This is a genomic window from Ruegeria sp. AM1, assembly GCF_056540745.1.
Genome location: NZ_JBQFXH010000001.1, coordinates 388,865 through 407,769, shown reverse-complemented (window position 1 = coordinate 407,769; position 18,905 = coordinate 388,865). Strand labels below are relative to the sequence as shown.

The window sequence follows — 18,905 nt, the reverse complement described above, 5'->3', positions numbered from 1 at the left end:
GGGATCATCAGGCCGCGTGCCCGGCGGCCTCGGTCAGCACAAACGCATCCGCGCATTGCTTGGCCAGCGCCCGGACACGGCCGATATAGGCCTGACGTTCGGTCACCGAGATCACGCCCCGCGCGTCCAGCAGGTTGAAGATATGCGACGCCTTGATGCACTGGTCATAAGCCGGATGCGCCATGATAATGCGCTTACCGGTTTTTGGGTCGTCATGTTCCTGCGCCAGAATGGCGGCGCATTCGGCCTCGGCCTCTTCGAAATGACGCAACAACACTTCGGTATTGGCCACGTCAAAGTTCCAGCGGGCATATTCTTCTTCGGTCTGCTTAAAGATGTCGCCATAGGTCAGCGGGCTGGGCGACTGCGGATCGTTGAACGGCATGTCCATCACATGGTCGATGCCCAGCACATACATGGCCAGACGCTCCAGACCATAGGTCAACTCGCCTGAAACCGGCGAACAGTCATGACCGCCCACCTGCTGGAAATAGGTGAACTGGCTGACTTCCATCCCGTCGCACCAGACCTCCCAGCCCAGACCCCAGGCGCCCAGAGTGGGGCTTTCCCAGTCATCCTCGACAAAGCGGATGTCGTGCAGCGCCATGTCGATCCCGATGGCCTCAAGGCTGCCCAGATACAGCTCCTGCAGATCGGGCGGGCTGGGTTTGATCAGCACCTGGTACTGATAATAGTGCTGCAACCGGTTCGGATTCTCACCATAGCGCCCATCGGTGGGGCGGCGCGACGGCTGCACATAGGCCGCAGCCCAAGCGTTCGAGCCAAGCGCGCGCAGGGTTGTGGCCGGGTGGAACGTGCCAGCCCCCACTTCCATGTCATAAGGCTGCAGGATTGCGCAGCCTTTTGAGGCCCAATAGGTCTGGAGCCGCAGGATAATTTCCTGAAATGAACGTGGTGCGCTGGACTGTTCGGTCATGACATTCCCTCTGGACGCCACTTGCGCCCGGTTCCGGTCGGTTTTGCCCTTCCTATGCAAGGGGCCAGTGGCCGTCAACGGGCCAATGCTGCCCGGCTGTCGCTGCAGGGCCACACCAGAAATTCCCCGTATTCCGACCATGGTGTTCAGCGGGCGAATTCGGGTACTCTGCGCCACAGCAAAAACACTGCGAAACACGGGCAGACAATGACACGCGTATTTACGGCATTTCTATTTCTTTTCTTCTTCGGCATGCGTGCCGTATTCGCGCAACAGGACGCGGGCGTCTGGGTTCAGGTCGAGGCACAGCCTTCGCTGCGCGAGGCACAAGAGCGCGCGCAGGCCTATTCCAACACCCTGCCCGATGTCAGCGGCTTCCGCCTGAGCAGCGGCTGGTACGCCATCGTCATCGGCCCCTATCTGCGCGAGGATGCTGAACAGGTCTTACGCGTTTACCGCGCCGAAGGGCAAATCCCCGGTGACAGCTTCATCGCCTTTTCGAACTCTCTGCGACAGCAGTTCTGGCCCATTGGCGTCAGCGGTGTGGATAGCGCAACCGTGACAGCCCCGGTGCAACCCGAGGCCCAGCCCGACGCACCGCGCGCCGAGCCCACACCGCAAGCGTCTGACGAAACTCGCGCGCAAGCTCTGCAAGGTGAACGTCTGCTGACCGCGCAGGAACGCAAAGACCTGCAGACCGCATTGCAGGCGGCAGGGTTCTATAACTCGACCATTGACGGCGCCTTTGGTCAGGGAACCCGCCGGTCGATGGGCGAATGGCAGCGGTTCAACGGATACGACGACACCGGCGTTCTAACCACGCTGCAACGCCGGGCGTTGATGGATGACTATAACGCGCCGCTGATCAGCGCCGGTATGGAACGCTACACCGACGCCCAGGCCGGGATCGAACTGGACCTGCCGCTGGCTGCCGTCGCCTTTGATCGCTATGAGGCGCCTTTTGCCCATTTCACGGGCACAGAGGTTCCGCAGGCACAGGCCCTGCTGATCAGTCAGGAAGGCGACAAAGCCACCCTGCGCGCGCTGTATGAAGTGATGCAATCGCTCGAGATCGTGCCCCTCGACGGCCCGCGTTCCCTGAAAGGCGACAGGTTCACGCTGGAAGGGCGCGGCAATGGCATCGTGTCTTATACCGAGGCCGCGCTGAAAGACGGTCAGATCAAGGGCTTTACTCTGGTCTGGCCCGAAGGCGACGACGCTCGCCGCGCGCGTGTGCTGGCGGCCGTCAAATCCAGCTTTTCGACAACCGGATCGGTTCTGGATGCGGGCGCCGGGGCGGATGCCGAGCAGCGCATCGATCTGGTCTCGGGCCTGCAAATCCGCAAACCGCGCCTGTCGCGCTCGGGCTTTTTTGCGGATGCAAGCGGCACGGTCCTTACAGTCTCAGAGGCCGCAGACAGCTGCACCCGCATCACGCTGGACGGCGATCAGGAGGTGCAGGTTGCCTGGACCGATACCGATCTGGGTATCTCGGTCCTGCGCCCCAATCAGGATCTGGCCCCGATGAGCGTCGCTGAATTCAGCGCGGATACCCCCCGCATTCAGTCCGAGGTCGCTGTGTCCGGCTTTTCCTACGAAGGCGCGCTTGGCGCCCCAACGCTGACCTACGGTCAGGTTGCCGATGTGCGCGGGTTGAACGGCGAGGATGGCGTGAAGCGCCTGTCGCTGAACGCGCAGCCCGGCGATGCCGGTGGTCCGGTTTTTGACAACAGCGGCAATGTCGTTGGCATGCTGCTGCCGACGAAATCCGAAGGGCGCACCCTGCCCGACTCGGTCAGCCTGGCCGCCGGGGTCGCGCGTCTGAGCGACATCCTGACCAAAGCGGGCGTTTCCGGCCAATCGGGACAGGTGACGGCGCAAATCTCACCTAATGAGCTGAACCGCCGCGCCCTTGGGATGACCGTGCTGGTCCATTGCTGGGATTAAAAACAACCGATTGAAAACAAGCGGCAGCGCTGGGACATGCGCCGCTTTGCGTTCAGATGATGTCGGGCGTGACCCGGATCAATGTCGGCACCGGCGCGTCAAATGCGCTCCGCACGGCGGCCTGCATCTCATCCAGACTGTTCGGATCGGATGCGCGCGCGCCAAAGGCGTCGGCCAGGCGGCAGAAATCGGGATTGCGCGCCACAACCGCATTTGGCGCGATCTGGCTATGCACCATACTGTCCTCAATCTCTTTCAGCTTGCCGTTGTCCCAAAGGATAATGGGCAGTGGCAAGCCCAGCTCGACCGCAGCACCCAGTTCCTGCAGGGTGTACTGAAACCCGTAATCTCCGGCGATCACCGCCGTGGGTTTGCCACGGCGTGCCATGGCCCCGCCGATGCCCGCAGGCAGCGCATAGCCCAGCGTGCCAAAGCCGGTCGGGTGATGCCAGTGATAGGGAAAGGCCATGTCCCAAACTTCTTTCGCCACATAGGCGAACTGGGTCATATCAGAATAGATCATCGTATCTGCGGGCATCGCCTGTTTCAGCGCGTCCACCACTGGCAGCACGCCGGGGCGCACCGCATCCACCTCGGATCGCCAGCGGGCGCGGGCGCCGGCGACCTCTTCGGCGGTCCAGCCCGTCGCGGGTTTGGCCGTTTCGGTCGCAGCCCACAGGGCATGGGCAAAGCTCTCACCATCCATCTGCAACTTGACCGCCGAGCGGTGGTGGTCTGACAGCACCTCGGGGTCCCGATCGACGCGCACCAGATGGGCGCTGTGACCCAGATGGCGGCGCCATAGGTCAACTTCGCCCAGCTCGGCCCCAACGGCCACCACCAGATCGGCCGAGGCGATCACATCAGCGCTGCCGGGCCGCGACAGCATCGCGCCAAAATCCAGCGCATAGCCCGTGCCTGCCATACCCCGGCCCGCAAAGGTAGTAAAACAGGCCGCCCCCAGCTGGTTCAGGATTTGCCGCCATAGGTTCGAGCGGCACCCGCCCCCCAGAATGAAAAGCGGCCTGCGCGCGATATTCAGCAGGGACATCACCGGAGCAATGTCAGGCGGCGCAGCCTTTGTGGGCAATGCGGGCTGGTTCGGAAAAGGGGCCGGATCGGCCATCGCCTCAAGTTGTGCAATCGGCACCTGAATGTGCTTGGGGCGCGGGCGCGACAGTTCGAACTCTTCAAAGGCGCGCTCGATCAGGCCATAGGCCGCCTGCGCGTCATTCGCCTGACAGGACCAATCCGCCACCGTCTCAGCCGCAGCGCGCTGATCTTTCATCTGGTGCAATTGCCCGCGATACCCCTGCGTCTCGTCCAGACAAGAGGACAAAACCAGCATCGGCACCGAATCCGAATAGGCTTGCCCCATCGGTGTCATGACGTTGCACAGCCCCGGTCCGGTAATCACATATGCCACGCCCGGCTTGCCGGTGGCCCGCGCATAACCGTCGGCCATGAACCCGGCCCCTTGTTCGTGCCGCGCCAGAACATGGGTGATCCCAGCTTCTTCGATACCGCGATACATTTCCTGATTATGCACGCCAGGAATGCCAAAGATCACATCTACACCGCGATCCTTCAGCATGTGTGAAATCTGCGCACCGAGGGGTCTTTTCATCAGCCTCTCCAGAATTGAACGGTGAAGATCGCATAGACGGCCAGAAGCTCAAGCCGCCCGACCAGCATTCCGATGGTCAACAGCCATTTGGCGGTGTCGTTAAGCCCGGCAAAATTGCCTGCGGGCCCGATCTGGTCCCCCAGCCCCGGCCCTACATTCGCCAACGCCGTTGCGGCGCCCGAAACCGAGGTGATGAAGTCCAGCCCGGTTAGCGCCAGCGCCCAGGACAAGACCCCCATCGACAGTACGAAAAACATGAAAAAGCTCATGACCGAGGTCAGAACATCGCTGCTAATCGCGCGGCCGTCATATCGCGGCATGAACACCCCATGGGGTGAACGGATGCGACTGATCTGGGTTTTGATTGAGGCAAACAGCAGTTGATAGCGGAAGATCTTGATCGAACACGCGGTCGAGCCCGCGCAGCCCCCAATCAGCCCGATCAAAAAGAAGATCATGATCGGAAAGCTGCCCCATCCCATATAATCAACGCTGGCATATCCGGTGCCCGAAATGATCGAGGTGATGTTGAACAGCGATTCCCGAAATGCCTGTTCCAGATGATGCGGAAAGACCGAGGTCAGAAACACCGACATGATCACCACCAGAACCAGAATAGTCGCCAGAAACGCGCGGATCTGGCTGTCTTGCCAAAGGGAACTGGTGTTGCCATTGGCAAACTGCACATACCGCACAAAAGGCAGTGCCGCGAGGATCATGAAGACCGACGCAGCATATTCCGCCGGGCCGGAAAACGTGCCGAATGACGCGTCATAGTTCGAGAACCCGCCCGTCGAAATTGTGGTGAACGCATGCACCAGCGCGTCAAAAAAACTCATACCCAGACCGGCATAGACCAGCACGCAGACAAAGGTCAGAACCACGTAGATCATGGAAATCTGCCCTGCGATCTCTTGCGCGCGAGGCAGGATTTTGCCCATGGTTTCAAACCCTTCCGAGCGGAAAATCTGCATCCCGCCAACGCGCAGTTCAGGCAAGAACACCATGGCGACCACAATGATGCCGATTCCGCCCAGCCATTGCAGGATACCGCGCCACAACAGCAGGCCCTGGGGCAGGTCATCCAGCGCTGAAATCACGGTCGAGCCGGTTGTGGTCAGGCCCGACATCGCCTCGAAGTAAGCATCGACAAACCGCAACTCGGTCTCGCCAAAGATAAAGGGGATGGCCCCGAAAATCGGCAGCGCCACCCAGACGCCCGAGGTCAGCAGAAAGGTCTGGCGGATCGTCAGCCCCTCTCCCACACCGTTGGCACAGCTCATCGCCAGAACGGTGCCCGTCAGCAGGGTGATCACTGCGCTTTCGAAAAAGACATGCCACTCACCCCGGCCTTCCAGCCAGTCTGCAAACATAGGCAGCAACATGGTCGCCCCAAGAATGGCGACCAGCAGGCCAATCACATATCCGACCGGGCGAAGATCCATCATGACGGGCAGCGTTGGCCCGCCATTCCAATCATGTCAAGCCGATGATCCGCAATTACTCTTCGCTTTTTGCATTCGAGGCAGGCATCACCGGCGGCTCGGACGGCGCGCGGGTCCGACGGGCAACCGTTTTGAACTCGGGCGCAGGTGCCGCTGCGGCGACCGGTTTGGCAGGCGGCGTTGTTTTGGGCGTTGTAGCTTTGCGTGTCCGCGGCGTCGGCTTGGGCTTCGCGGCCGCTGCGGGCTTGGGCTCAGCCGCGGCTGGTTTTGGCTTGGCAACCGGTGCGGGTTTGGCAGCTGCCTTCGGCTTCGGGGCAGATTTGGGCGCCGCCTGTTTCGCCGTAGTTGCAGCAGGTTTGGCCGCAACCGGTTTTTGCGGCGTTTCGGCGACTTTCGTTGCCACAGGCGCCGCTTTGGCGGGCGCTTTCTGCGCAGCCGTCGCCGGTTTAACCTGCGCGCGCGGCTTGGGCGCTGCGACCGGTTTCGCCGGCTTGGCCGCTGTCCTTGCCGGTTTGGCACGTTTTGGGGCCGATGCCGCCTTCTTGGCTGCAGGTTTGGCCGCGGCGGGTTTCGGCTCTGGTGCGGCGACAGGCGCGGCACCTTGCAGTGTATTGAACGGAACCATCGGCAGTTCCATCGCCGAGCGCGCCATGATCTGCATGATCTTCAGCTGATTGGCCACCGTATAGCCTGCAACGCGAAACGCGGCAGCCTGCAGCTCGAACGGATTGGGAATAGGGGTCATTACGTCGATCTCCTGTAGATGCAATGCAGCCAGCGATTTGAGAGAGAGGGACCCTGCCCGCTCCGATTGCTCGGGCGGCTGGTCAGGTCTTGCAGTCCAAGGCGTTGCACGGCTCGGCGTCCTTTCGGGGTGGCAAGCACGACGAGATGCGCTGCCAGAGCTGCATTCCGAGACACCATAGACCAAGAATAGACGCAAGTGCAGCAACAATTGCTGCACTGCGGCGAAAAGGCACTGGTTCTGACCTTTTATTCAGCCCAAAAGCTCATCCGACGTGAAAAAGCGTAGAAAACAAGCGCGTATCTAGGCTTGCCGCCTCAAATGTCGGCCCTTCGGTCAGGATCGAAACCGCGTCATGGCTGTGCAGGCTCTCCTGATGGCTGGCGATCACGCGAAAGTCGCGTACATGATGATCGGCCAGTAACTCGGCGCAGAACAAACGCGCCGCATCTTCGACAAAGATCGGATTGGCGGCGTTCAGTTCGGCAAAGGCCTGCTCGTCCTCGCGCTTGACCATGACTTGCGTTTCTGTCGGAACCGCACGACGGCACAGCGCGATCAGGTCTTCGAACCACAGGCAATCCGCATCGCAATCCACCTCGACCGAAATCCGCGCGACCGAGCGTTGCGAATGTGGTGTCGCCAATTGTCCGCGCGTCGCCCGCGCGTGTTCGCTGAGCTCAAGCGAACAGGGACATGTCGACGAATAGACATAGTCCAGATGGATGATCTTTTGACGCACGCCATTCTGTTCGACCAGCTCCAGCGCGATGTCGTAATACTGATACCCCTGCAATCCGGACCGCAGGCTGCTGACCATATCCGGGAAAGAAAACCGCATCTGGATGCGCGCATCAAAGCTCTCCAGATCAGCCATATAGTCGTTCAGCGCCGCTTCCATCACCTCAAAGCTAAAGGTGCGCTCAGCGTGCTTGTAGAACGAGCGCATGATCCGGGACATGTTGATGCCCTTCTTCTCAGCCTCAAGGCTGACCGTCCCGGTGACCGAGGTTTCCAGCGTCAGGTCCGCGCCATCCTTGCGGTGGAACCGAATGGGCAAGCGAAAGTTCGAAATGCCAACATGCTGGATCTGCTGCTTAGCCCCCCGGATCAGGCTGGAAGGGCCATTTTGCAGGTCAGGCAGCGAGGCTTTATAGGCCTCGGAGACTTTGAAATCCTCGGGATATTCCCGAGACATGGACGGATAATTCCCAAGCGCAGGTTCTGGCAGCAGCCGAGATACCGCAGGGTCCAGCTGATTGATTTCAGCCGTCGAGGCGCTTAGCGCCCATTTCCGCAGCACCTTAAGTGCTGCGGCTGCCTCATCGTGATCAGGTGTCTCGTCGATATCGCGCGGATGAATATTCATAAGCTGCGGTTCCTCGATTGGTCGCCGGAATATATACGACTGCTGTTCTTTTTCCAGTCTAGCCCGATACGCACGGATTAGTAGGCTGGATGAATAATAGTTGTATAAAACCGCGACTTTCCAACCGAATGCGCCCCAGGGCACTCAGAATGCGACGCGGCGGCAAAACCGCCCAATCTCAGGCAGGGTCCGGCAGCACACCGCAGCCATGGGCCACGGTGTGCGTTTGATCAGCTCTGCGATGCAGCCAGCGCCTGCCGGATGTCGGCCAACAGATCGTCTGCATCCTCAAGACCGATGGACAGGCGGATCAGGCCGGGGGTGATACCCAGCTCATCCTTCTGTTCATCACTCAGACGCTGGTGAGTCGTTGTGGCGGGATGCGTGGCAATCGATTTGGCATCCCCCAGATTGTTAGAGATCACCGGGATGGTCATCGCATTCAGGAACGCAAAGGCCGCCGCCTTGCCGCCCTTGATGTCCAGTGACAGAACGGTTCCGCCCTTGCCACCCAGCTGATCCTGCACCAGCGCATTCTGCGCGTGGGTTTTCAGGCCCGGATACAGCGTGCGTTCCAGGGCAGAGTGCCCTTCCAGCGCCTCTGCAATCTTCTGCGCAGTTTCGGCCTGCGCGTTCACCCGCAGGGCCATGGTCTCAAGCCCCTTGAGCATGATCCAAGCATTGAACGGGCTCAGTGCGCCGCCGGTATGTTTTAGATACGGTTCGACCGTTCCGCGAATAAATTCCTTGGTGCCAAGGATCACACCGCCCAGCGCGCGGCCCTGCCCATCGATATGTTTGGTGGCCGAGTAGACAACGACATCCGCCCCCTGCTCAATAGCCCGCGAAAAGACCGGTGTCGAAAACACATTGTCGACAACAACCACCGCGCCAACCGCATGTGCAAGTTTGGAAACCGATTCGATATCAATCACTTCCAGTGTCGGGTTGGACATAGATTCGAAAAACACCGCCTTGGTATCTGGGCGCAGCGCGGCCTTCCACTGCTCCAGATCGGTCCCATCGACAAAGGTCACTTCGACGCCATACCGGGTCAGGATGTTTTCCAGAATATAGAGGCACGAGCCAAACAGCGCCTTGGCCGACACAACATGATCTCCGGCCTTCAGGATCGAGGTTAGCGCCCCATTGACCGCCGCCATGCCCGACGCGGTGGCAAACGCGTCCTCTGCCCCTTCCAGCGCGGCGATGCGCTGTTCGAACATGGACACAGTCGGGTTGCCATAACGGGCATAGATGAACTCATCCGGGCCGGTCTCGATAAACCGGGCCTCGGCCTGTTCGGCATTGTCGTAAACAAAGCCCTGCGTCAGGAAAATCGCTTCGCTGACTTCGTTATACTGGCTGCGGCGGATGCCACCGTGAACGGCTTGCGTGCGTTTGTTCCAGCTCTCGCTCATAACTGTCCTTTCTGCCCTTCGCGCAGGCAAACAAAAAACCCCAGACGCGGCCAAGCGAAAGGGGTCTTTCATCCTGACCTTTTAGCGGTGTTGTTTAGCGTGGCCCGCAATCCGGTAACAAATCGCCACGTGTTTCTGACGTTGCCAATACGCCCCGGCTATCACTGCGTCAACCCCGAGCTAATGCATAGTCACGGTTCTGTAATCTTCCATTCATCTTGGCGTCATAGCGTTATGGGAGAGCAAGGCCACAACATCTTGTATGAGGCAGAGCCAATGCCAATAATCAGGATCAACGCCATAGACAATCAGGCATTGCTGCATGGCAGCTGCCGTCCTGTCAGCGCAGCGCTGGACGAGGTGCGCAGCACACAGGGGCCGATCATCATCATGACGCATGGCTACAAGTATCGCCCCAACGACCTGAACGCCTGCCCTCATCAACATATTTTGTCGCTCACTCCTCGAACGATGCAATGGTACAGTCCCAGCTGGCCACAACAGCTTGGGTTCGGTGCGGGGTTCGAAGACGAAGGGCTGGCCATCGCCTTTGGCTGGGACGCGCGCGGACCGATCTGGACGGCCCACCGCAATGCAGTTGCAGCCGGGCGAGTTCTTGCGCAGATCATCTCGGACCTACGGCACATGTTCCGTGACCGTCCGATCCATTTCATCGGACATTCCATGGGTATCGAGCTGGCGCTTGAAGCCCTGCACAATGTCCAACCCGGTGCGTTGAATCGAATCATATCCATGACCGGTGCAACCTATCGGACACGTGCGCTTGCGGCCCTGAACACTCAGACGGGCCGTCAGGCCGAATTCATCAATGTCACCAGCCGGGAAAACGATCTGTATGATTTCCTGTTCGAAAGACTGATCCAACCCCAAGAGCCAGGCGACCGCAGCATTGGCTGTGGCCTTGAGGCACCGAATGCAGTGACCATGCAGATAGACTGCGCCGCCACGCTGGGCCATCTATCGGAGCTGATCTCTCCGATCGGCGCACCGCAGCGTCGGGTCTGCCACTGGTCCAGCTACATCCGCCCCGGCGCGCTGCGCGTTTATAACGCGCTGTTGCGTGACCCTCATGGCCTGAACCTCGATCGTTTACGCCGGGGGCTGCCCGGACAGACACAACGTCGCTGGTCACGGCTTTTTGCATTACCTCAGTCAAGGCAACTCTTGCCGTTTACTCAGAAAGCATCATGATCTCTTCAACCTGAGGAGCGTTCATGATCGATCTGTATTTCTGGCCCACGCCAAACGGTTGGAAGGCCTCCATCGCCCTGGAAGAGATGGGGCTGCCTTACACCACCCATCTGATCAATATCGGCGAGGGCGATCAGTTCAACCCTGACTTCCTGAAGATCGCTCCAAACAACCGGATGCCAGCCATCGTCGACCACGATGGCCCGGATAGCACACCCATTTCGGTGTTCGAAAGCGGCGCGATCCTGATGTATCTGGCCCGGAAGACGGGACGGTTCTACGGTAGGACCGAACGGGATCGCATTTCGGTCGAGGAATGGTTGATGTGGCAGATGGGCGGCGTCGGCCCCATGGCCGGCCAGGCGCATCACTTTCTGAAATACGCCCCACAATTGGACCCGCCACAAGACCTGCCTTACGCCAAAGACCGCTATCGGGCCGAGGTCGCGCGCCTCTATGGCGTGTTGGATAAACGCCTAGCCGAACATGAATATGTCGCCGGAGATTTCTACTCTATCGCCGATATGTCGATCTGGGGTTGGGCAAGCCTGTGGGAAGGACAACAACAGGTTCTGGAAGACAAGCCCCACTTCACCCGTTGGCTGGAAACCGTCAGCGCCCGCCCCGGCGTACAGGCCGGACGGGCGCTGCACGCAGACCTGCGCGGCGACCACCGGGACAAGCGATCTCAGGATGTTCTGTTCAGACGTAATTGACCCGTTGGCTTGCGTCTTTCGCCCGAAACCAAGCGATTGTGGCGTCACCGGCGGGCAGCCTCTAACTCGGCCCCCTTGGACAGGGCTTCGATAAATACCTCTGCGATTTTTGCGTTGCTCGGCAAGGAACGATCATTGCTCGTTTCAGAAAACCAAAGGAACCGGTTCGGCATCTGCTCCGACTGATAGATGCGCAGAACAAGTTCTGCCCGCGATATGTCAAAGGCGCGCGCGTCCGTCACACGGAACAGAAAAACACCGCTATAGGCTTGCTCAGGGAACTGTAGGAAAGATTGCTCATCGTGATATGCCAGCCAGTGCGTTTCATTGAACAAAATGAATTCAATGTCATCTGCGACCTGCCTAGAGACCAAAGGTCGGCCGTTTGCATCCTGAACATATCCATTCAGGCTGGTCAGATCGAACGGCCCCGGACGGTATATCTCCTCAGCAGGCCCCTGCCCGACATACCCTTCGAATATCTCAGACGCATATCCACCCTCAATCATCGCAGCACATAGCAACGCGCAGTCCGGGGATTGCGAGCCGATTAACAGAACGCGCGCGTTCTGCATCTTGATCACCTCTGGCAGAATCGCATCCGCAAGGAATCTGTTCGTCGCCCTGTCCTGCTGAAGGCTGTTCAACACAGGAATTCCAAAGACGCCCAGGGCAGCAATGACAAGCATACCGCCTCCGACGATCCGCGCCCCGCGTGCAGGCCGAAACAAAAGAACCAACCCGATTAGGCAAAACACGCCCAACACGATGTAGGGGGCAAAAATGATCAACGCATATAGTAATCCAAAGCTGCCTTCGCCCATGCAATATCCCTTTCACCTACCCACGTTTCGCGGTGGTTCCTGCACGACCTTCTATGCACCAGACGCCGGGCACGTAAAGACCGACAGAGGAAAGTGCTGTTTTACCAAGAAAGTCTTAGACCACGACAGCACCGTATCGATCCGGATCGTGAGCAGGTCGAATAGGACGAGCACGAACGCAAGCCATGAGATAAAAAACGCGACGAATGATCAGTCGCGGCATTCTGAGTCGCAATTGCCACTGGAAAGACCTAACTCCGTTGACTAAGGAAGAATTCGAAAATCGCAGAAGGAAGACGCACGTAATGGCAAAGATCACCTATGTCGAGCACGGCGGTACCGAACACACTGTCGAGGTCGCCAACGGACTGACGGTCATGGAAGGGGCCCGTGACAACAATATTCCCGGCATCGAAGCCGATTGCGGCGGCGCCTGCGCCTGCTCGACCTGCCATGTTTATGTTCATCCCGACTGGGTCGAGAAAATCCCCGGCAAAGACGACATGGAAGAGGACATGCTGGACTTTGCTTTTGAACCCGACCCGGCCCGCTCGCGCCTGACCTGCCAGATCAAGGTCACCGACGCGTTGGACGGCCTGATCGTTCAGATGCCGGAAAAGCAGATCTGATGCTGCACAAAGCGCCGCGCTTGCCCGTCCGCCTCAGGCCATGTTGCGCACGCGGCGCGTCTCTGGCGTTGTGGACTTGGTTGGCGGGGGCAAACGTTGCCGCCGCTGCGGAAACAGTCGCATCCGCCAGATACACCGATCCAACCGACCGCTACGCACATGCCGTTCTGGGTGATGACATCGAATACGGTGGATTGGAGATGATGATTGGGGAAACCTCTTCGACACAGATCGTTCGCCTGACGCCTGATCGTGTCTTCGAAGACATCGAACCCCGCCTTGTTGACGTCGACCTTGATGGCACGAACGAGGTTATCGTCGTCGAAACCAGCGTGACCGAAGGCGCCCAGCTTGCGATCTACGACGCCCGCGGCAAAAAGATCGCAGCCACCCCGCATATTGGCACGCGCAATCGCTGGCTTGCCCCTGCGGGTGCTGCCGATCTGGATGGCGACGGTCATGTCGAAATCGCTTATGTCGACCGCCCGCATCTGGCCAAAACCCTGCGCATCTGGCGTTTCAAAGACGGGCAGCTCTCGGAAATCGCCAGCCTGCGCGACCTGACCAATCACAAGATCGGAGAGGATTTTATCAGCGGTGGCATGCGCACCTGCGGGTCCCGTCCCGAGTTGATCCTCGCCAGTGCGGATTGGTCCCGGATTATCAGCGTGTCTTACGATCAGGACTGGCAGACCCGCGACCTTGGCCCGTTGACCGACCGCAACGCGCTGTCATCAGCACTCAAGTGCTGAAGCTGATATAGGCGGGCAGCAGGGGCAAAGCCCCCTGTCCTTTGCCAACGCTCAGATCAAAGCGCGCGCCATCCGATGTCACGGCGGAAAAACCCGTCTGGCCAATCGACACAATCGACCATGGCATAAGCCCGATCCCGCGCCGCCTGCAGCGTATCCCCCCGCGCAGTCACGTTCAGCACGCGCCCGCCAGAGGCCAGCACCTGACCGTCTGCCGCTTTGGTTCCGGCATGAAACACCATGTTGCTGCTGTCTTCGGGCAGTGCATCAAGCCCCCGGATCACCGTGCCTTTTTCGTAGGACCCCGGATACCCATTGGCGGCCATCACCACCGTCATTGCATGATCGTCGGCCCAGTTCACCCGTGTCTCACGCAGACGTCCCTCAGCCGCTGCATGCATCAAGTCCATTGCCTGCGCGCCCAGCCGCATCATCAACACCTGACATTCAGGGTCACCAAAACGCACGTTGTATTCGACCAACCGGGGTTGGCCGTCCTTGATCATCAGCCCGGCATACAGAACGCCCTGAAACGACGTCCCGCGCCGCTTCATCTCGGCGATGGTGGGGCGCACGATCTGCTCCATCGCTTTCGCCTCGATCTCGGCGCTCAGAACCGGTGCGGGCGAGTATGCGCCCATGCCGCCGGTATTAAGCCCGGTATCGCCCTCGCCGACCCGCTTGTGGTCCTGCGCCGTGCCGATAGAGAGGATATCTTCGCCGTCACACAACACGAAAAGCGAGGCTTCTTCGCCCTCCATGAACTCCTCGATCACAACCTCGGCGCCGGCCCCGCCAAAGGCCCCGCCGAACATGTCGTCGATGGCGTCCAGCGCCGTCTGTTCGTCCATCGCCACTATCACGCCCTTGCCTGCAGCCAAACCATCGGCCTTGACCACAATCGGTGCGCCCTGTTCGCGAATGTAAGACTTGGCCGGTTCTGCCTCGGTAAATCGCGCATAGCCTGCCGTGGGCGCGCCCGAGGCATCGCAGATCTCTTTGGTGAAACTCTTGGACGCCTCCAGCCGCGCCGCCGCAGCGGACGGGCCAAAGACCAGCACGCCTGCCTCGCGCAGGCGATCCGCCACACCTGCGGCCAAAGGGGCCTCGGGGCCGACGATGACAAAATCAATCGCGTTTTCTTCGGCAAAGCTGACCACAGCGCCACCGTTTTCGATATCCAGCGCCGCGCAATCGGCGATCTGAGCAATCCCAGCATTGCCCGGTGCCACAATCAGCCGGTCACATTTGGGGTTTTGCATCACCGCCCAGGCCAGGCTGTGTTCGCGTCCGCCGCTGCCGAGGATAAGGATGTTCATGAGTGCGCTCCGATCTGCTTGGCCTTGCCTGCGCGGCGTTCTAAGCTGCGCGGGCATATGACACAAGGCGCTGAAATGTCCGACCTGCTTGATGACCCGCTTCCGGGTCAAAATACCCCTGAATATACGGTTTCCGAGATTTCGGGCGAGGTGAAGAAAACGCTCGAAGGCTCCTTTGGCCGAATCCGCGTCCGAGGAGAGGTCGGCCGTGTGTTCAAAGCCCGGTCCGGGCATCTGTATTATGACGTGAAAGATGACCGGAACGTGCTGGCCTGCACCACCTGGAAGGGTCAGATCGCAGGCCTCTCGGTGGTTCCAGAAGAAGGGTTGGAGGTCGTCGTCACCGGCCGGCTGACCGCTTTTGGCGCACAATCCAAATACAACATGAATGTCGATGAGGTCGCGGTTGCCGGGCAAGGCGCGCTGATGGCTTTGCTGGAGAAACGCAAGAAACAGCTCGAATCTGAGGGTCTGTTTGCGCCGGAACGCAAAAAACCGCTGCCTTACCTGCCACAGATCATCGGCGTTGTGACCTCGCCTTCGGGGGCTGTGATCCGCGATATTCTGCACCGCCTGCGTGACAGGTTTCCGCGCAAGGTTCTGATCTGGCCGGTTGCCGTGCAAGGCGCCAACTCCGCCCCCGAGGTTACCCGTGCCATCGAAGGGTTCAATCAGCTGACACCGGGCGGCGCATTGCCGCGCCCCGATCTGATCATCGTGGCCCGTGGCGGTGGCTCGATCGAAGATCTCTGGGGCTTTAACGAAGAAAACGTCGCGCGCGCCGTTGCAGCCTCGGACATCCCGCTGATCTCAGCGGTGGGGCATGAAACCGATACAACGCTGATCGACTTCGTCTCGGACCGCCGCGCGCCCACCCCCACGGCAGCGGCTGAACTTGCCGTGCCCGTCCGGGTCGAGCTGTTGGCCTGGACCGGCGAACAGGGCGCACGCCTGTCCCGCGCCGCAGCCGATGCCGTCCAGCGCCGCAGCCAGCGCCTGCGCGACCTGTCCCGCGCACTGCCGCGCGCCGACACCTTGCTGGACACGCCCCGGCAACGTCTAGATCAGATGGCGGAACGCCTGCCCAACGCGCTTATCCGGGGCGTACAGAACCGCCGCGTCAAGCTACTGGATGCCTCGGCCCATCTGCGCCCTTCGACCTTGCGCGGTTTTGTGGACGCCCGACGCGACCGCTGGCACAACCTGTCGTCCCGCTTGTCCCTGCGCCCGATCCAGCGCGAGATCGACACGCGCAAAGACGCTCTGAACCGGCTGTCCGATCGGTTGGACGGCGCACAGACCACACGGCTGGACCGCCTGCGCCAGCAACTGGATGCCACCGATCGCCTGCGCGAAACGCTCAGCTACAAGGCGACGCTCGAGCGTGGCTATGCCGTCGTCCGCGCCGAAGGCACTGTGGTGACCACCAAATCACACGCCGCCCAACACGCGGCGCTGGAAATCGAGTTCAGCGATGGCCGCCTCACCACCGGAAGTGCAGCCAAGCCCGCCGCGAAGAAACCCAAACCCGACGCCCCGGATCAGGGCTCGCTGTTCTAGGCCATGCCGACGATCTGGGGCCGCAAGACATCCTCGAACGTGCAGGCGCTGATGTGGTGTGTTGGCGAGCTTGGGTTGAACTACCAACGGCATGAAGCCGGGCACCGCTTCGGCGGGCTGGACACCGATGCGTTTCACGCCCTGAACCCCAACCGCACGATCCCGGTTCTGCAAGACGGCGACGACCCACCGATATGGGAAACCGGCGCGATCCTACGCTATCTCGCCGCCCGCTATGCCAACGGGCCCTTCTGGCCCAACGATCCGGCTCGGCGCGCACGGGTCGATCAATGGGCCGAGTGGGCCAAACTGAACGTCGCTATGGCCTTTACCGTACCCATTTTCTGGCGCGTCGTGCGCACCCCCAATGGTGAAAGGGACGAAGCCGCGATTGCTGCGGCCCTGAAGGTGCTGGAGGAGAAGTTAGCCGTCGCAGACCAGCAACTCTCGCAATACAGCTATCTCACCGGGCCGGACTTCACTCTGGCAGATATCCAGCTGGGGCATATTCTCTGCCGCTACTACGATATCGACATCTCACGTGCGCCGCTGCGCAACCTCCGGCGCTACTATGACATGCTGTCAGAAAGACCCGCTTTTCAGGAGCATGTAATGGTCAGCTATGATGAACTTAGGGCCACCTGACAGCTCAGCTTAGACGCCGACCTCTGGCCCATAGCACAGCATCTCTTCCCCAATATCACTGGCCTCATACAGCTCGGTTGCCGCCGGATCGCCCTCGAACTGGGCAATCAGGCCACCGCCTGATCGGGTAAAGACCCAACATTGCGGATCCAGCCGGTCTTCGTAGACGAAACAAATCTGCTCATCCTGCTCGTACCAGACACCTTCCTTGCAATCGCCATCCAGAAACGACCAGATCACCCGGCGGTTGGGCAGGTATCGCTCCACCCCGTAGGTGGTGCCGTCAAACCCGTAAAACAGGGTCTTTCCCTTGGTATAGGCGTCAAACTCGGCCCCCGATAACGGCGACTGCGCCACTGCCGCTTGCGCGGCAACCAGACCGGACAGAAGAATCATAACACGCGTCAGCATGGACCCATTCTGGCAGATGCGACCCCGCGATGCCATTCAACCTTTCGCGCCGCGCGCCGCAGATACAACCGCGCGCCCGTCGCTGTTTTTCCTGCATAGCCCCGTCACCCTTTGCAACCCGCGCAAATCCGCATTAGGTGAGGGGGACCACCATCGGAGACCCAAAAATGGCGTTTTTTTCCAAGCTCAAGGACCGGCTTTTTAAATCCTCATCCCGCCTTGAACAGGGGCTTGACGCCATCGTCGAAGAAGGTGGAGAGGAGACCGCTGCACCCGATCCGGTTATCCCGGCCCCCGAACCCGAGCCACAGCCGGTTCCGGAGGTCCCCGAACCAACGCCGACCCCGCAGCCTGTCGAGGTCCCCGCGCCCCAACCCGTTGATCCAACGCCTGCCCCGCCACCGCCCGAGATGCCCGAAGAGGGGCAGTCCAAGGGCCTGCTGGGACGTCTCTTTAGCCGCAATGATGGGACTGTGGTGCGCCGCACGCTGGATGACGACATGCTTGAACAGCTCGAAGAGCTGCTGATCGCCTCTGATATGGGCGTCGATACCGCGCTGCGCGTGACCTCCAACATGGCCGAGGGCCGTCTGGGCCGAAAATTGTCAACTCAGGAAATCAAGCAATTGCTGGCACAGGAAGTGGCTCGCGTGATGGAACCCGTCGCAAAGCCGATGCCGATCTATCCCAAACGCCCGCAGGTGGTGCTGGTGGTGGGCGTCAACGGCTCGGGCAAGACCACCACGATCGGCAAGCTTGCAAGCCAGTTCAAGGCCGCCGGCAAAAAGGTCGTCATCGCCGCCGGAGATACCTTCCGCGCCGCCGCCGTCGAACAGTTGCAGGTCTGGGGCGACCGCGCCGGTGTTCCGGTGCTGACCGCGCCGGAAGGCTCCGATCCGGCCTCTCTGGCCTTTGACGCCCTGACCCAGGCACAAAACGACGGTGCCGATCTGCTGATGATCGACACCGCAGGCCGGTTGCAAAACCGCGCCGATCTGATGGAGGAACTGGCCAAGATCGTCCGCGTCATTCGCAAGGTCGACGAGACCGCCCCCCACAACACCCTGCTGGTGCTGGACGCCACCACTGGGCAGAACGCGCTCAGCCAAGTGGAGACCTTCCGCAATCTGGCGGATGTCTCGGGGCTGGTCATGACCAAGCTCGACGGCACCGCCAAAGGCGGCGTTCTGGTTGCGCTGGCGGACAAGTTCGGTCTGCCCATCCACGCGATTGGTGTCGGTGAGCAGATCGATGACCTCGCCCCTTTCGATCCCGAAGAATTTGCCGCCGCCCTGACCGGGCTGGGCCAGTCATGATCCGACCGTCACCTGACGATACAGATCCTC

17 protein-coding genes and 1 riboswitch are annotated in these 18,905 nt (G+C 60.3%); of the genes, 8 read left to right on the top strand and 9 right to left on the bottom strand.

The window, feature by feature from the left end; translation table 11 throughout:
* Nucleotides 1-7: 7 nt before the first annotated feature.
* The gene (locus ACR0I7_RS01995; RefSeq protein WP_480507904.1) at nt 8-937 is read right to left on the bottom strand and encodes a glycine--tRNA ligase subunit alpha; all 930 of its coding nucleotides are present in this window, start codon (nt 935-937) and stop codon (nt 8-10) included.
* Between the two features lie 207 nt (nt 938-1,144).
* Between ACR0I7_RS01995 and ACR0I7_RS01990 the strand changes: the two genes are divergently transcribed.
* Nucleotides 1,145-2,884 (top strand): serine protease, encoded by a 1,740-nt coding sequence (locus ACR0I7_RS01990; RefSeq protein ID WP_480507902.1) that lies wholly within the window; start codon nt 1,145-1,147, stop codon nt 2,882-2,884.
* 52 nt (nt 2,885-2,936) lie between these two features.
* Here the strand turns inward: ACR0I7_RS01990 and ACR0I7_RS01985 are convergent, their stop codons facing one another.
* The 5 genes from ACR0I7_RS01985 to metZ form a co-directional block, all read right to left on the bottom strand.
* Nucleotides 2,937-4,511, bottom strand: coding sequence for a thiamine pyrophosphate-binding protein (locus tag ACR0I7_RS01985; protein ID WP_480507900.1), 1,575 nt, complete (start codon nt 4,509-4,511; stop codon nt 2,937-2,939).
* Nucleotides 4,511-5,959 (bottom strand): TrkH family potassium uptake protein, encoded by a 1,449-nt coding sequence (locus ACR0I7_RS01980; protein WP_480507898.1) that lies wholly within the window; start codon nt 5,957-5,959, stop codon nt 4,511-4,513. Before ACR0I7_RS01980 ends, ACR0I7_RS01985 begins: the two co-directional genes overlap by 1 nt.
* A 52-nt stretch (nt 5,960-6,011) precedes the next feature.
* On the bottom strand, nt 6,012-6,701 hold the full coding sequence (locus ACR0I7_RS01975; RefSeq protein ID WP_480507896.1) for a hypothetical protein: 690 nt from the start codon (nt 6,699-6,701) through the stop codon (nt 6,012-6,014).
* Nucleotides 6,702-6,966: 265 nt separating this feature from the next.
* Nucleotides 6,967-8,070, bottom strand: coding sequence for a GTP cyclohydrolase FolE2 (folE2, locus tag ACR0I7_RS01970; protein ID WP_480507894.1), 1,104 nt, complete (start codon nt 8,068-8,070; stop codon nt 6,967-6,969).
* Between the two features lie 230 nt (nt 8,071-8,300).
* The gene (gene metZ, locus ACR0I7_RS01965) at nt 8,301-9,491 is read right to left on the bottom strand and encodes an O-succinylhomoserine sulfhydrylase (protein ID WP_480507892.1); all 1,191 of its coding nucleotides are present in this window, start codon (nt 9,489-9,491) and stop codon (nt 8,301-8,303) included.
* A 61-nt stretch (nt 9,492-9,552) separates the two neighbouring features.
* Nucleotides 9,553-9,630: riboswitch (SAM riboswitch) on the bottom strand.
* Nucleotides 9,631-9,767: 137 nt separating this feature from the next.
* Here metZ and ACR0I7_RS01960 point away from each other — a divergent pair.
* Both ACR0I7_RS01960 and ACR0I7_RS01955 read left to right on the top strand, forming a co-directional pair.
* A complete protein-coding gene (locus ACR0I7_RS01960) occupies nt 9,768-10,703 on the top strand; it encodes an alpha/beta hydrolase (RefSeq protein ID WP_480507890.1) in 936 nt (311 codons plus the stop codon).
* Between the two features lie 23 nt (nt 10,704-10,726).
* Nucleotides 10,727-11,419 carry a glutathione S-transferase N-terminal domain-containing protein gene (locus ACR0I7_RS01955; protein ID WP_480507888.1) on the top strand — a complete coding sequence of 231 codons (693 nt, stop codon included), beginning with the start codon at nt 10,727-10,729 and terminating at the stop codon, nt 11,417-11,419.
* A 44-nt stretch (nt 11,420-11,463) separates the two neighbouring features.
* Here ACR0I7_RS01955 and ACR0I7_RS01950 read toward each other — a convergent pair whose 3' ends face one another.
* Nucleotides 11,464-12,243: a hypothetical protein gene (locus ACR0I7_RS01950; RefSeq protein WP_480507886.1), complete on the bottom strand. Its 780-nt coding sequence runs from the start codon at nt 12,241-12,243 to the stop codon at nt 11,464-11,466.
* 305 nt (nt 12,244-12,548) lie between these two features.
* Between ACR0I7_RS01950 and ACR0I7_RS01945 the strand changes: the two genes are divergently transcribed.
* Entirely contained in the window at nt 12,549-12,872 is a 324-nt protein-coding gene (locus ACR0I7_RS01945; protein ID WP_480507884.1) for a 2Fe-2S iron-sulfur cluster-binding protein, read from the top strand.
* Nucleotides 12,872-13,624: an FG-GAP repeat domain-containing protein gene (locus ACR0I7_RS01940; RefSeq protein WP_480507882.1), complete on the top strand. Its 753-nt coding sequence runs from the start codon at nt 12,872-12,874 to the stop codon at nt 13,622-13,624. The genes ACR0I7_RS01945 and ACR0I7_RS01940 overlap by 1 nt, the downstream gene beginning before the upstream one ends.
* Nucleotides 13,625-13,680: 56 nt before the next feature.
* Here the strand turns inward: ACR0I7_RS01940 and purD are convergent, their stop codons facing one another.
* Nucleotides 13,681-14,943 carry a phosphoribosylamine--glycine ligase gene (gene purD / locus ACR0I7_RS01935; RefSeq protein WP_480507880.1) on the bottom strand — a complete coding sequence of 421 codons (1,263 nt, stop codon included), beginning with the start codon at nt 14,941-14,943 and terminating at the stop codon, nt 13,681-13,683.
* A gap of 75 nt (nt 14,944-15,018) precedes the next feature.
* Between purD and xseA the strand changes: the two genes are divergently transcribed.
* Nucleotides 15,019-16,503, top strand: coding sequence for an exodeoxyribonuclease VII large subunit (gene xseA / locus ACR0I7_RS01930; RefSeq protein ID WP_480507878.1), 1,485 nt, complete (start codon nt 15,019-15,021; stop codon nt 16,501-16,503).
* A gap of 3 nt (nt 16,504-16,506) precedes the next feature.
* Entirely contained in the window at nt 16,507-17,148 is a 642-nt protein-coding gene (locus ACR0I7_RS01925; protein ID WP_480507877.1) for a glutathione S-transferase family protein, read from the top strand.
* Between the two features lie 9 nt (nt 17,149-17,157).
* Here ACR0I7_RS01925 and ACR0I7_RS01920 read toward each other — a convergent pair whose 3' ends face one another.
* A complete protein-coding gene (locus ACR0I7_RS01920; RefSeq protein WP_480507875.1) occupies nt 17,158-17,559 on the bottom strand; it encodes a hypothetical protein in 402 nt (133 codons plus the stop codon).
* A 167-nt stretch (nt 17,560-17,726) separates the two neighbouring features.
* On the opposite strand from ACR0I7_RS01920, the gene ftsY reads away from it, so the two are divergent.
* Nucleotides 17,727-18,875, top strand: a complete 1,149-nt coding sequence (gene ftsY / locus ACR0I7_RS01915) for a signal recognition particle-docking protein FtsY (RefSeq protein ID WP_480507873.1) — start codon at nt 17,727-17,729, stop codon at nt 18,873-18,875.
* The last annotated feature ends 30 nt before the right edge of the window (nt 18,876-18,905 follow it).

Excerpts from the sequence above, each read along its gene's own strand:
- xseA (WP_480507878.1), top strand. The coding sequence starts at position 15,019 with ATGTCCGACCTGCTTGATGACCCGCTTCCGGGTCAAAATACCCCTGAA.
- metZ (WP_480507892.1), bottom strand. The coding sequence starts at position 9,491 with ATGAGCGAGAGCTGGAACAAACGCACGCAAGCCGTTCACGGTGGCATC.
- ACR0I7_RS01955 (WP_480507888.1), top strand. The coding sequence starts at position 10,727 with ATGATCGATCTGTATTTCTGGCCCACGCCAAACGGTTGGAAGGCCTCC.
- ftsY (WP_480507873.1), top strand. The coding sequence starts at position 17,727 with ATGGCGTTTTTTTCCAAGCTCAAGGACCGGCTTTTTAAATCCTCATCC.
- ACR0I7_RS01950 (WP_480507886.1), bottom strand. The coding sequence starts at position 12,243 with ATGGGCGAAGGCAGCTTTGGATTACTATATGCGTTGATCATTTTTGCC.
- purD (WP_480507880.1), bottom strand. The coding sequence starts at position 14,943 with ATGAACATCCTTATCCTCGGCAGCGGCGGACGCGAACACAGCCTGGCC.
- ACR0I7_RS01945 (WP_480507884.1), top strand. The coding sequence starts at position 12,549 with ATGGCAAAGATCACCTATGTCGAGCACGGCGGTACCGAACACACTGTC.
- ACR0I7_RS01995 (WP_480507904.1), bottom strand. The coding sequence starts at position 937 with ATGACCGAACAGTCCAGCGCACCACGTTCATTTCAGGAAATTATCCTG.
- ACR0I7_RS01925 (WP_480507877.1), top strand. The coding sequence starts at position 16,507 with ATGCCGACGATCTGGGGCCGCAAGACATCCTCGAACGTGCAGGCGCTG.
- ACR0I7_RS01990 (WP_480507902.1), top strand. The coding sequence starts at position 1,145 with ATGACACGCGTATTTACGGCATTTCTATTTCTTTTCTTCTTCGGCATG.
- ACR0I7_RS01940 (WP_480507882.1), top strand. The coding sequence starts at position 12,872 with ATGCTGCACAAAGCGCCGCGCTTGCCCGTCCGCCTCAGGCCATGTTGC.
- ACR0I7_RS01960 (WP_480507890.1), top strand. The coding sequence starts at position 9,768 with ATGCCAATAATCAGGATCAACGCCATAGACAATCAGGCATTGCTGCAT.
- folE2 (WP_480507894.1), bottom strand. The coding sequence starts at position 8,070 with ATGAATATTCATCCGCGCGATATCGACGAGACACCTGATCACGATGAG.
- ACR0I7_RS01920 (WP_480507875.1), bottom strand. The coding sequence starts at position 17,559 with ATGCTGACGCGTGTTATGATTCTTCTGTCCGGTCTGGTTGCCGCGCAA.
- ACR0I7_RS01975 (WP_480507896.1), bottom strand. The coding sequence starts at position 6,701 with ATGACCCCTATTCCCAATCCGTTCGAGCTGCAGGCTGCCGCGTTTCGC.
- ACR0I7_RS01985 (WP_480507900.1), bottom strand. The coding sequence starts at position 4,511 with ATGAAAAGACCCCTCGGTGCGCAGATTTCACACATGCTGAAGGATCGC.
- ACR0I7_RS01980 (WP_480507898.1), bottom strand. The coding sequence starts at position 5,959 with ATGATGGATCTTCGCCCGGTCGGATATGTGATTGGCCTGCTGGTCGCC.